The 12,719-nt window shown below is 49.9% G+C and carries 12 protein-coding genes; 1 reads left to right on the top strand and 11 read right to left on the bottom strand.

The features are described from left to right. Positions 1 to 273: 273 nt before the first annotated feature. From QBE55_05330 to QBE55_05300, 7 genes are all read right to left on the bottom strand, one after another. Positions 274 to 1,683: a sugar transferase gene (locus QBE55_05330; GenBank protein ID WZL79560.1), complete on the bottom strand. Its 1,410-nt coding sequence runs from the start codon at positions 1,681 to 1,683 to the stop codon at positions 274 to 276. Between the two features lie 4 nt (positions 1,684 to 1,687). Next, positions 1,688 to 2,803 carry a glycosyltransferase gene (locus QBE55_05325; GenBank protein WZL79559.1) on the bottom strand — a complete coding sequence of 372 codons (1,116 nt, stop codon included), beginning with the start codon at positions 2,801 to 2,803 and terminating at the stop codon, positions 1,688 to 1,690. A 94-nt stretch (positions 2,804 to 2,897) separates the two neighbouring features. After that, entirely contained in the window at positions 2,898 to 4,040 is a 1,143-nt protein-coding gene (locus QBE55_05320) for a glycosyltransferase family 1 protein (GenBank protein WZL79558.1), read from the bottom strand. Beyond that, positions 4,037 to 5,200 (bottom strand): glycosyltransferase family 1 protein, encoded by a 1,164-nt coding sequence (locus tag QBE55_05315; GenBank protein ID WZL79557.1) that lies wholly within the window; start codon positions 5,198 to 5,200, stop codon positions 4,037 to 4,039. Before QBE55_05315 ends, QBE55_05320 begins: the two co-directional genes overlap by 4 nt. A gap of 190 nt (positions 5,201 to 5,390) precedes the next feature. Beyond that, a complete protein-coding gene (locus tag QBE55_05310; GenBank protein WZL79556.1) occupies positions 5,391 to 7,949 on the bottom strand; it encodes a SpoIID/LytB domain-containing protein in 2,559 nt (852 codons plus the stop codon). A 184-nt stretch (positions 7,950 to 8,133) separates the two neighbouring features. Continuing rightward, positions 8,134 to 8,301 carry a 4Fe-4S binding protein gene (locus QBE55_05305; protein ID WZL79555.1) on the bottom strand — a complete coding sequence of 56 codons (168 nt, stop codon included), beginning with the start codon at positions 8,299 to 8,301 and terminating at the stop codon, positions 8,134 to 8,136. A gap of 116 nt (positions 8,302 to 8,417) precedes the next feature. Further along, the gene (locus QBE55_05300) at positions 8,418 to 8,810 is read right to left on the bottom strand and encodes a hypothetical protein (protein WZL79554.1); all 393 of its coding nucleotides are present in this window, start codon (positions 8,808 to 8,810) and stop codon (positions 8,418 to 8,420) included. Between the two features lie 17 nt (positions 8,811 to 8,827). Between QBE55_05300 and QBE55_05295 the strand changes: the two genes are divergently transcribed. Beyond that, positions 8,828 to 9,781, top strand: coding sequence for a LacI family DNA-binding transcriptional regulator (locus tag QBE55_05295; protein WZL79553.1), 954 nt, complete (start codon positions 8,828 to 8,830; stop codon positions 9,779 to 9,781). Here the strand turns inward: QBE55_05295 and QBE55_05290 are convergent. The 4 genes from QBE55_05290 to QBE55_05275 form a co-directional block, all read right to left on the bottom strand. Beyond that, entirely contained in the window at positions 9,776 to 10,666 is an 891-nt protein-coding gene (locus tag QBE55_05290; GenBank protein WZL79552.1) for a stage 0 sporulation family protein, read from the bottom strand. The two genes, QBE55_05295 and QBE55_05290, sit on opposite strands and share 6 nt — an antisense overlap. Then, on the bottom strand, positions 10,638 to 11,648 hold the full coding sequence (holB, locus tag QBE55_05285) for a DNA polymerase III subunit delta' (protein ID WZL79551.1): 1,011 nt from the start codon (positions 11,646 to 11,648) through the stop codon (positions 10,638 to 10,640). Before holB ends, QBE55_05290 begins: the two co-directional genes overlap by 29 nt. Then, positions 11,648 to 11,977 carry a cyclic-di-AMP receptor gene (locus tag QBE55_05280; protein ID WZL79550.1) on the bottom strand — a complete coding sequence of 110 codons (330 nt, stop codon included), beginning with the start codon at positions 11,975 to 11,977 and terminating at the stop codon, positions 11,648 to 11,650. The genes holB and QBE55_05280 overlap by 1 nt, the downstream gene beginning before the upstream one ends. 120 nt (positions 11,978 to 12,097) lie before the next feature. Further along, the gene (locus QBE55_05275; GenBank protein ID WZL79549.1) at positions 12,098 to 12,715 is read right to left on the bottom strand and encodes a V-type ATP synthase subunit D; all 618 of its coding nucleotides are present in this window, start codon (positions 12,713 to 12,715) and stop codon (positions 12,098 to 12,100) included. Positions 12,716 to 12,719: the final 4 nt, after the last annotated feature.

Genomic DNA, 12,719 nt, shown 5'->3' with positions numbered 1-12,719 from the left:
TCTGATTCCTCTCATTTCTGTTTCGGCCGCTGCCGGAATCAGGTATGCCCCTACAGGCATTCCGGTACAACGGTTGTCATAATTCCATAGAATGTAGTTATTTTACCATAACCGTAACGGGATGGCAAACCTGTCCCATCCGCCCGGACAGCCGGTCTCTGCCACAAAAGTCATGGGATTGCGGCAGTCCGGACACCGGTCCCTTCCGGACTGTTCACATTCTGTTTACAATCTGTTTACATTTTACGGTCTGTTTCCAATCTTCCGTCCCTGTCACATTCCGGTGCTGCGGAACACAGCCAGTACCGTTTTGCACAGGATCCGGATATCCAGCCACAGGGACCAGCTGTCAATATATTTCACATCCAGGGCGACGATTTCGTCAAAATCCTCAATCGCGTTCCTCCCGCTGACCTGCCAGAGGCCGGTAATTCCGGGCTTGATGCTGAGTCTTCTGCGATGGCGTTGTTCGTATCCCGCCACCTCATCCTCTGTCGGCGGGCGGGTGCCCACCAGGCTCATCTCCCCTTTCATGACATTGTAGAACTGTGGAAATTCGTCCAGGCTGAACTTCCGCATGATTTTGCCCACCCGGGTGATCCGCGGATCATTTTCCACCTTGAAGATGGCACCTTTCATGATGTTTTGATCTTCCAGCTCCTTCTTGTGTTCATCGGCATCAGCATACATGGTCCGGAATTTATAGAGGCGAAACTTCCTGCCGTTTTGACCAACCCGCATCTGGGAATAGAAAACGGGTCCCCGGGATTCCAGTTTAATGGCCGGCCCGAAAATAAGAAAGAGAACCGCTGTGACCGCAAGCCCCACAATGGCGCCCACAATATCCACAATACGTTTAATAAACTTCTGATTTTCATCCAGGTTTACCGTGCGAAAGGACAGCATGGGAAGGTTACCCAGATAACTGATCAGGGTTTTTGACAGTTTCAGATGATAGAAATCCAGAAGCATCCGGACCGTAATGCCCATTTCCTCACAGTCCATGATGTAGCCTTCAATTTCCGGGACATAGGACTTGGGCAATACAAAAATCACCTCATCCACCGCATTGGACAGCAGGATCCGCTTCATGTCCTCCATTCTGCCGAGGCATTCCACTCCGTCCACGGTATTCCGGCTGTCATCCACGGTCAGATAACCGATGACATTGACACTGATATCCTCCTCACGGGACATCAGGTTGGTAAACTTGAAAACTCCTTCCGGCGCGGAAATCAGCATTACCTTCCGATCATTGTATTTACTGTGCGGCCGGTGATACACCCATTTCAATATAATTTTTTCAATCAACAGCAGGACGAAATTGATGCTGATAAAAAAACCAAAGAACAACCGGCTGAACAGACTGTCCTTCATCACGTAAATTGCGGAAGCCAGAACCAGGGAAGCGGTCAGGACCGACTTGAGAATGGCCAGAATCATATCCCTCATCGATCCCGTCAATACCCCCTCGTACAGTCCGAAATATTTCAGGACGATTGGCCAGACCGGAATAATGATCCACAAAACCCACAGATACTGCTGCAGGCTGAACAAATGGCCATGACGGTCAAAAATGATATTATCCCGAAGTTCATAAGCCAGTAAAAAGGACAACAGGGTCAGCAGAACATCCATGGCAATCGTAATTTTTTTAAGCGGTGTATAGCCTTTCTCTACCATAATCTCACCATTTCACCCCTTTCTGACCCTGGAACTCCTGCATCTTTTCCTGGAGAAAGGAACAAAGCCGGTCCCGGAAGACGGACCGATCAAATGTCCGGGCGTTTTCCCGGATTTCCTGCGGATCAAAATGGGTCTGTTCAGCCCTCTGCACTGCTTCTGCCAGGGAGTCCGGCGTCTGCTCATCAAAATGGATTCCCGTTTTCCCATCGATCACGGTTTCCAGGGCACCGCCCTTTCCAAAGGCAATGACCGGCTTTCCATACCCCTGCGCCTCCACTGGGGTAATCCCGAAATCTTCCTCCCCGGGGAAGATAAATCCCCTGCAATGCCGGAACAGATCATCCTTCTGAGCTTCCGGCACCCTTCCGACAAACCGGGTATCAGGCCCCGCTGCTTTTTTTAATGCCTTGCATTCCGAACCGTCCCCCGCAACAATCAGCGGAAGATGCAGCGAGCGAAAGGCTTCCACGGCCAGATCGATCCGCTTGTAGGGAACGAGCCGGGAGACCACCAGATAGTACATACCCGGTTCACAGTCCTTAAGGTCAACATCCGTCAGGGATACCGGCGGATAAATAACCGTTGATTCCCTGCGATAATGCTTTTCGATCCGGGCTGCCACATTATGGGAATTTGCTATGAAATAATCCACCCGGTTGGAGGACAGAACATCCCATATCCGGATCCGGTGCATCAGCCTGCGGACCACATGCTGTCTCACCGGATTGGAACTTTGATCCAGATAATCAAAATAGAAATCCCATGCATAGCGCATCGGGGTGTTGCAGTAGCAGACATGCAGCGTACCGGCGTCTGTCAGTACCCCTTTTGCACAGCTTGTGGAGGAGGAAAGGACCAGGTCATACCCCCTCAAATCAAACTGTTCAAATGCGCGGGGCATCCACCCGAGATACATGGGATATTTTGTATTGGAAAAGGGCATCCGGTCAAGAAAAGATGTATGAATCTCTGTATCCGGAAAATAACCCGACATTTTCTTTCGATTATAAACGGCTGTATAAACCGGGGCATCCGGAAAAAGCTCCAGCATACACTGAAGCACCGTTTCCGCACCGCCCGGATTGGTAATCCAGTCATGCACGATTGCCGTCTTCACATTTGTTACCCCCTTTACAAATGAATCGCCCATTCTTATCTGATTTATTGACGAAATTTGCCCGCTTTATGCACTGTGACCGGCTTTGGGAGCTTTATTCCAGCTTTTCATAGACGCTCAGCAATTTTTTTACCGAATCCTCCCATGAGAAGGCCTTTGCCCTCTGCAGGCCCTTTTCCTTCATGGCCGCCCGGGCCTCCGGATCGGATGTCAGATGCAGCATGGCGGAGCAGATGGCATCGATATCCCCAGGATCGGCTTGAATCCCCGCATCGCCGACCACTTCCGGCAAAGAAGACGTATTCGATGTAATCACCGGAACACCGCACGCCATCGCCTCCAAAGGCGGCATGCCAAAACCCTCATACAGGGACGGGAACAGGAATACATCCGCACCGGCATACAGACAGGGCTTGTCCGCCTCTGCCACATAACCCGGAAAGATGATGCGGTCCTCCAGCCCCAGACGTTTTGCCAGATCAAAGACTTCCTCAAACATCCAACCCTTTTTCCCGGCAATCACCAGCTGGTATCCCTGCCGGTCCTTCCGGGAAAATTGATGGAAGGCATGAATCAGAACCGGAATGTTCTTTCGTGGCTCAATCGTACCGAGGTACAGCAGATATTTCTCCGGAAGACCATATTTTCTCCTGATTTTATCTTTGTCGCCGGAACTCACCGGCCGGTAAACCGATTGGTCCACTCCGGGAGAAATAATATGGATCTTCTCCTCCGGAATTCCCAGATAGCCCATCAGCTCCCGCTTGCTGTTTTCCGAAATGGTGACAATGGCATCCGATCTTTTGCAGGAGTCACTCAGATTGCGCTCCAGCTTTCGGTAATTGGACTTTTCCATGGTCTCCGGAAAGGTTTTATATACCATATCATATACCGTATTCACAATCCTGCCCCGGACTTTGCGGGGAACCTGATAATTCACAAAATGATAGAGATCTGCCTGAATATGATAAAAACTGCCATAATCCGGAAATGGCAAAAACCTAGCCAATCTCCGATAGATACCATAATGTATTCTCCCATTTATCCGCAGCTCTACATTGGAAGCAGTATAATCCTTCAGCCGGCTGGAATAGCCATGATAATCCATGCCCAGCAGATAATAAGTATCCTCCGGACGGACAAAATTCTTCAGGAGTCTTACCAGATTGTCCGTATACCAGCCGACTCCGGTCATGCCGTCGCTCAGCATGGGTTGTATTTCCACTGCAACTCTCATCTTTCACCTTCCAAACCCTTGTTTCCTGTTTTTTCTTCTGAAAGCAATTCCCGATAAACTTCGATGGTAGCCTGCGCTGTTTTCTCCCAGGTAAACAGGGAAGCACGGCGATAGCCTTTTCGGATCAATTCCTGCTGCAATTTCGGCTCGTTTAACAGCCGAATCAGAAGAGAAGACAGCATCTCTTCGTCCCGTGGGGAAAACGTCAGGGCGGCATCCCCCACCACCTCCGGCAGGGAAGAAGCATTGGAACAGAGAACAGGCACTCCGTGTGCCATGGCTTCCAGTGGAGGCAGACCAAATCCTTCATACAGGGATGGATAGACAAAGACGTCTGCATGCCGGAACAATGCCGGCAATGCTCCGTCCGGCACATACCCGGTTCGGATAATGCGATCCTTCAGGCCGGAAGCTTCGATCTCCCGGTCCATTTTCTCCGGCTTCCAGCCCGGTTTTCCGCACAAAACCAAGCTTTGCGGGATCTCCCCTTTTTCCGCGGCGATCCGGAACGCACGGACCAATGTTGTGATGTTCTTCCTGGGTTCCAAGGTTCCGGTATAAAGGATATAACCGCCTGTAATCCCATAACGGTCCAATGTCTCCGCATCGTTCCCCTCCGGGTTCCCGGGATCCGGCTCCACGCCCAGCGGGATCACCCTCACCTTGTCCGCTGCGTGGTATCGCCTTGTGACATCGCTCCCGGTATGACCGGAAACACATATCACCCTGGCCGCACTGCGAATCCCCGGGCCGGTCAGGAATTGCTTCAACAGCCGGCTACCAGTTGTAAAAAACTCCGGATAAACAAAATAGGACAAATCATGAATGGTAACCACTTTTTGCGATCCTATGGAAGGGAGCGGAGTCAGGTAATCCAGAAAATGTACGACAGAATATCCCTGCTTCCGATATTCATAGGGCATATGACATTGCTCATACCAAATGCGATCCCCTGAGCTTTTGAAATCCGGGCAGGGCAGAAAGTGCATGGTATCGTTGGATGGGAAAAAAGGCTTCATCTGCTGCTGGATATAAACATCGATGTTCAATCCATGGGAAAGCCGATTCATTTCCTGTAATAGATGAAAGGCATAATTGCCGATTCCGGCCTTTCCCCTGTCCATAATCAACGCATTGATTGCTATTCTGTTTGAATCCATCGTCCCCCCTCCTTTTTTATTCATGACATCTCTTTCATTCTACCACAATTTACGGTTCTTGAAAAATGGCATTTATTGTGCCGGATGCTGGGTTGGATTGTATCAGAAAACGACACAAAAATACAGCCGGGAAAATGTACTCCCGGCTGTACTCCGGATACCGTATGGGTACCCTGTCCCTTTTGTGAATTTATTCTGTCACTTCTTCCACATCATCACGATGCACATAGCCTTCGAGATCTTCGGATCGAATCCGATACCAGTCTTCCCTGGCCTCCAGGATTTCCACTTCGCTGTTTTGGGGCAGATTGCCCGTTACATCAAAGTTCTCTCCTGCGCCGTCCCGCACATTCAGAATTCCGGCAGTTACAATGCCGGTACGGTTCAGCGGCTGTTCCAGAACAAGACCGTCCTGCCGGACAAAGCCGGTCAGGCTTTCCATTTGGATCCGATACCATTCGCCGGAAATCTCCAGCACTTCCACCCTGGTATCACTGTCCAGGGAGGCGATGATCGGATACTGAGTTCCTGCGCCGCCTTGCACATTCAGACTATCTGTCGCAATACCGGTGCAGTTTTCCAGAATCAAACCATCCTGTGGGATAAAGCCGGCCAGGCTATCCATCCGGATTTGATACCATTCACCGGATCGTTTCAGCACTTCCACCTTCGCATCGCTATCCAGGGAATCCATGATTGGATATTGTATTCCTGCACCGCTCCGAACATTATATTCCTTATCTCCCTTTATCCGGCCGTATACAGGCGCCGGATCCGGGGTTGGTGTCGGTATCGGTAGCGATTCCATCGTCGGCGCCGGAATGAATTCCGTTGTTGGCGTTGGTTCCGTAATCGGTGTCGGCTCCGTAGTCGGCTCCGTAGTCGGTGTCGGCGTTGGCTCCGGTGTCGGTGTCGGCGTTGGTTCCGTAGTCGGTGTCGGCGTTGGCTCCGGTGTCGGTGTCGGCGTTGGCTCCGTAGTCGGTGTCGGCGTTGGCGTTATGCTCGATTCCGTTGCCGGTGTCGGTGTTACAATTGGTGTTGGCCTCGGGAACGGCTTTGATGTCGGTTCCGGAGTCGGCGTCGGTTTTGGAATCGGTATTGGTCTCGGGAACGGCTTCGGCGTTGGTTCCGGAGTCGGCGTCGGTTTTGGAATCGGTATTGGTCTCGGGAACGGCTTCGGCGTTGGTTCCGGAGTCGGTGTCGGTTTTGGAATCGGCGTTGGCCTCGGGAACGGCTTCGGCGTTGGTTCCGGAGTCGGCGTCGGTTTTGGAATCGGCGTTGGCCTCGGGAACGGCTTCGGCGTTGGTTCCGGAGTCGGCGTCGGTTTTGGAATCGGCGTTGGCTTCGGGAACGGCTTCGGCGTTGGTTCCGGAGTCGGCGTCGGCGTCGGTGTTGGCGTCGGTGTTGGTGTCGGCGTTGGTGTCGGTGTTGGCGTCGGTGTTGGTGTCGGCGTCGGTTCTGGAATCGGCGTTGGCCTCGGGAACGGCTTTGGCGTTGGCTCCGGTGCAATCTCAAGCTGTTTCAGATTGGTACCGGGATAATAAAAATTCAAAATGGATTGATAGCTGTGTCCCTGCTGCGCCATATACTGCGCTCCGTACTGGCTCATTCCCACTCCGTGACCAAATCCTCCGCCATGGATATAATAGGCTTTTCCGTCCGTTGTTGCACCAAACAGAAGGCTCTTTAAACCCAGAATGGCCAGTGTATTGGATTTCGTCAACGCTACCTTCTCTTCTATGCTTTCCATCTTTCCACTGGCTGCATTTTTGGCTTGCAGAGTCACAATGATCCGACCATCCTTCACCCTACCGCTGTCGTTATGATGAATGGTCAGTTCCTTTATGCTTTTGATTTGGATGTCCGAATCATTGGTACTGTATCCCCTGCTTTTCAGGGAGTCCTTAATTCTTTTTTTCACCTGCTTGCACAAATCGGAGTCCACCGGTGACTTGGCATAGGTCTTTTCCCATGTTGCATTTTTGTTATTGGGATTTCCCACATCATAGGGATCATCCTTGATAACGGTATAAGGAAGATCCTGTAAGAAGATATTTTTGGAGGTCTCTGTTTTCCCGCCGTTGCTGGAAGAGTAAAAGGCATATATAAAATTCCCGTTATATGTCAATCCCTTGCCACGGGTACCATCCACTGCCTGAATGGCATTTTTTTTATTTGGATTGTAGCCCATATAGACCTGATCGCTCTGGGTATCCACCAGATCATACTGGGAACTGGGCCGCAGGCCTTTCACTGCATAGGTGCGGGCAGCCACCGCCTGGGCTTTCAATGCCTCAATTGGCCAACTGTTTGGCATTTCAGAAGGCACAACGCCATATAGATATGTTTCCAAATGAATATGATTGATCAGACGGATACCGCTTCCTTCGGTCCGAAACTCCATATTGCCCAAATAATTGAGCGATCCGTAGGAACTGTTCCTGATGTTCAGGCTTCCGGTATTGCGCATAAGAGTAAACCGGGAGCCAAGGGACCAGGATTTACTGCCGTCCTCCAGAATCAAGCCGCCACCTTTTGCCCTAACAGTGTATTGCTTTTGCTGAACGCTGATAGATGGGAACTCCGGTATCTGATAATCGCCCTGAACAATGACAGGAATCGATGCCGGTGTGCCCGTGGAGGTCAGCGCAACACGGATCCAACTGTAATCCGTCGCAGATATGGGCCGGATCGATACGAAACTGAATACAATTATCAAAACAAGGATAATTGTTAAAACTCGCCGCACTAAACTTCACCACCTTTCAATATAATAATTGGGACCCCTATTGGGATCCTGAAGAATTTCGACACAACTCGCCGAATTCCTTTAAATTATTAATATTTTCCAATAAAAAGACCAAAATAAGGTCTTTCAGGCAACAAAAAAAGACCCGGTCAATATGATCAGGGTCTTCCTTTGGACTTCCCCATTATTGGGGCTGCGGAGCTCCTACCGGACAGGTATCTGCACAGGTTCCACAGTCTGTGCAGAGGTCTGCATCAATTTTATAGATGTCCCCCTCTGAAATGGCACCGACAGGGCATTCCGCCTGGCAGGCACCACAGGCAATACAATCCTCACTGATTTTGTAAGCCACCGAAGTCACCCCCTTACATGGATTCAAAAGCACATCATTGTTTATACGTACACATTTTATCATTAATTGTAGAAAAAGAAAAGGACCTTTTCAATAAGGTATTATATCACAGACAATCAACGCTCCGTATCTGCAATCAAAGTTCCCTGTTTGTCCACATACAGATACGTCGGGTATATGTCTATTTCAAAAGCATGTGAAATAATACAATGTGGGTCTGCAAACGTATCCACAAAAGAGGCATCTGCCTCCGTTTCCAACCCCTGTACTGCATAACAAACAGACTCGCCTGCCCTCCTAAATGAAGTATACGCTTTCAAGCAGGCATCACACCTGTCAATTCCTACAAGAAGCGGCTTTCCATCCGTCAATTGCAGCAGTTGCTCAGAGGTCGCCTGTTTTTGCGGAAGAAATTGAATCGCTTCCTGAAGTTTTGTTGAAGTCGCTTGGATCACACCATCTTCATCCAACAGATAATAAGATGGGACCCAGTCGGTAAACTTATACATCCCCCTGGCAGAAAAAGATGCTAAATAACAAAGGCTATTGCAGTCCCAAAAGTCGGGAAATCGTATTGAAGGCCGCAAAAGATCTTCATTATACTCCAACGCATGCTGCAAGATCCCTGAAAAGTAAAAAGACGAATAAAGTGTTGATGTGCGTTCCTGATATTTGCAATCCATTTTATTTTAAAATGATCAAGGGTGTGAACGATATACTCGAAGAGCATGACTATTTTATGCTCTTATGCTATACCCGGCATAGTACCCGGCAGGAGCTGAAACTCATCCAGGTTCTCAATGAACGGTATGGTGACGGTATGATATTGATTTCTTTTGACTTTAACGAAAAAATCATTTCTTCTGTTCGGGATTGTCCCCTGCCAATTGTGCTGACCAACAAATATGACAATGAAAAAATGTTGGATAATTTCGATTATGTATATGTAGATGACAGGAAGGGAATGTATTTGGCGACTGCGCATTTGATTGACCAGGGGCATAAAGACATAGCCCTGATCAGTGGAAGCCGGAGCGAACAGGTTGGCCGAGAGCGAACCGATGGCTATTCCTGCGCTTTGCGGGACGCTGATATTCCCGTCGATGAATCCTATATGGTTGAATCCGACTATACCCGTGAAGGTGGCTACAACAGTATGAAAAAACTATTGAGCCGAAAGAAAAGAATGTCTGCTGTTGTCTGTTCCAATGATTTGGCCGCAATTGGATGCATGGAAGCATGTTATGAAAGCCATGTAAACATACCCGATGACATCGCGATTGTCTCCATGGATAACACGGACTATTGTACCTGTACGCGATCCGCTCTTTCTTCCATTGATATGCAGCAGGAAGAATTGGGGCGGACAGCGGCCTCACTTTTAATGGAACGGATCAATGAAGGCCGCAAAAGGAAAAAAACCATTCGTTTGGAGCCGGAGCTTGTTGTAAGAAACTCAAGCCATAAAGCCCTGTCATGAATGTGCATCTTTCTTGTTGTTCTGTCCGAAATCTTCCTTTTCCGGGACTCTGCGGCTGCTTTTCCCCTTCTGGCTCCTGACAGAGTGAACCTCCTTCACCGGGAATTCCCTTACATCAATCGTATCGTCCTCCATGGTCATCTTTACCTTGACGGTTTGCTGCAGCAAATTCGTTTCCGTTACCGTCGCCAGACCATCTGGTGTCTCAACGGGTTTGCCGATCCGGGGCATCTGTTTGCGTGCGCATTCATAAAATTCCTGTTCATAATTCAGGCAGCACATCAGTCTTCCGCAAATCCCGGAGATCTTGGAAGGATTCAGGGACAAGTCCTGTTCCTTGGCCATCTTAATGGATACCGGATGAAAATCTCCCAGAAAGGTACTGCAGCACAGGGCCCGGCCACAGGGGCCCAGTCCTCCCAGCATCTTTGCCTCATCGCGGACACCGATCTGGCGCAGTTCGATCCGGGTCCGGAACACGGCTGCCAGGTCCTTGACCAACTCACGGAAGTCAATCCTTCCATCTGCCGTAAAGTAAAAAATCAGTTTGCTGTTGTCAAAGGTAAGATCCACATCCACAAGATTCATCGGAAGATTGTGAGCTGCTATTTTTCCCTCGCCCACGCGGAAGGCTTCCTTTTCCCTGGCCCGATTTGCGGCAAGCCGTTTGTCATCCTCCTCTCCTGCTTTTCGGATAACAGGTTTGAGCGGAGATATGATCTCCTCTTCCGGGACAAGCTTCGGAGCTACCACAACGTCACCATATTCCACTCCCCGGGCAGTTTCCACGATGACATGATCCCCCTCCCCCAATTCCATGCCGTTGGGGCCGAAATAATATATCTTACCGGCTTTTTTAAACCGGATTCCTACGATTAGCTGCATGGTGCGAACCTCCCTGAAAATGCAGAAGCATATTTTCGATGGTCAGCTGATAATTTCCATTGCCTTTTAAAATCTTTCTGCTTGCCTCCACCTTTTCCATCATATCGTTTAAGTCCCTGATTGTAAAGAGAGAGGCCTGCTTTCGGAGTAGGTCAGTCTGATCCAGGTTTATGATCCGGTCCGGATCCCCGGTTTCCTTGTAGACAAGCAAATCCCGAAACCACAGGATCAAAATGTCCAGCAGATCATCCACCTGTTCCCTGTGGTCCTGGAAAACATCATAGAGCTCCAGAATCCGGGAGGATCCCGCCATGGAGAGTCCTTCCACAAGTCTTTTCCGGTTGTCCCGAAAGCTTGCGTCCTCCGCCAGGGACAGCGCCTTGCCCGGAATCCCTTGGGACAGTGCAGCATAGGTCCTTGCCTTTTCCCGGGGGAGGTTCAGCCGCTCCGTCAGGATCCCTGCCACGTCTTCCCTGGGCAGGCTTCCAATTCGAACCATCTGGCACCGGGACCGGATCGTAGGCAAAATGGAAAACGTATTGTCCGCCAGAAGGAAAAACACCGAGTGGGACGGCGGCTCTTCCAGGGTCTTCAGCAGGGCATTCTGCGCCTGCTCTGTCATCACCTGTGCGCTTTCAATAAAACAGATCCGGCTGCCGGCCTGAAAAGGCTTTACCTTCATTTTCTCCTGCATATCCCGGATTTGTTCAATGAGGATATTTTTCCTGCCTTCCTGTCGGCGGATCCACATCACGTCAGGATGGTTGCCGGTCTGAAACTGGCGGCAGGTACTGCAGACTCCGCAGGGCCTCTCTCCCGGCCCTTCGCAGATCAAAGCCTGGGCAAACAGACTGCTCAGGGTTTTTTTGCCCGAGCCAGCAGGCCCTGTAAATAAATAAGCATGAACAATCCGCCCGTCAGAGAGGATCCGATCCATCCTGCCGACAAGCCGGGATTGTCCAATGATATTATGGGTATTCATCAGATTTTCTTGAACTGCTCTATGTCCATTACAAACACCGTAGCTCCGCCCACCGTTACTTCCACGGGATAGGGCACATATACTCCCGCAGATCCGGCAACCGGCGAGGGGGAAGTGGCAACCTGCTTTCGGCTCTTACAGGCCTTTTCAATCAGCTCCATAGCATGATCCAGCCTTTCCTGATCCACACCAATCAGGAATGTGGTATTTCCCGCTCTCAAAAAGCCGCCTGTGGTAGCCAGCTTGGTGACACTGTAGCCGTCGTTCATCATGGTGGATGTAAGCTTTTGGGCATCCTCATCCTGTACAATGGCGATGATCAATTTCATACCGCAAAACCCTCCTTTTCAATGATAAGCAAATCCGATGATGCATTTTTCTGTCTTCCTCTGCCCTCCTTTATTATATCTGATTGCCATTATTTATGCAAACAGATTTTCACTGTATGCTTATCCCTGGCCGGCTTTTTTCTTGACCATCTTCAAGCGGAAGAAGTCCTCACGTTCCTTTTCCTCGAGGGCATCCTGAATGGATTTCACCAGGGCCTGATATCTAGGAATCTGGATATTCTGAAGAGCGTTGGTGCGTTTTTGAGTCCTCTTCACCTCATTGGCCAGCTTATAAACGGAAACTTCGATTTCCGCCATCTCAAGGATGAGGTATTTTACGTTATGAAAATTGAGAAGCGCCACGTCCATGGCGTTATTGGTATGATAAAAGCTGTAGTAAGGCTTCAGCTCCTCCCTGTGGAACCGGACACTGGGGATCTCCACACCCATTACGCTTTTCAGCAGGATATTGAAATCCGTTTCTTCCGGAATGGAAAGGGCAATGTCCTCCACGATACTGATGCCCATGGTAACGTTGGCCATCTGCAAAGCCTGATAAGCGGTTGCAAATGTAGTGCCAATCCGTTCCTGGATCTCCTCCGCCCGATCAATCCGGCTCATCATTTCCCGGATCAGGACATTCCGCTTCCGGTCCAGGAGTTCGTAGGCCTTCCGGGACAGTTCCAGGGAAGCCTGGGCACGCATCAGATTGGATTTTGTAGGTGTTGTATCAGCCATCCGA

Source organism: Eubacteriales bacterium mix99 (assembly GCA_038396605.1).
In the GTDB taxonomy this organism is placed as follows: Bacteria; Bacillota; Clostridia; order Caldicoprobacterales; family DTU083; genus UBA4874.
Note: the sequence above shows the minus strand (reverse complement) of the source record. Positions and strands in the feature narration are given on the sequence as shown.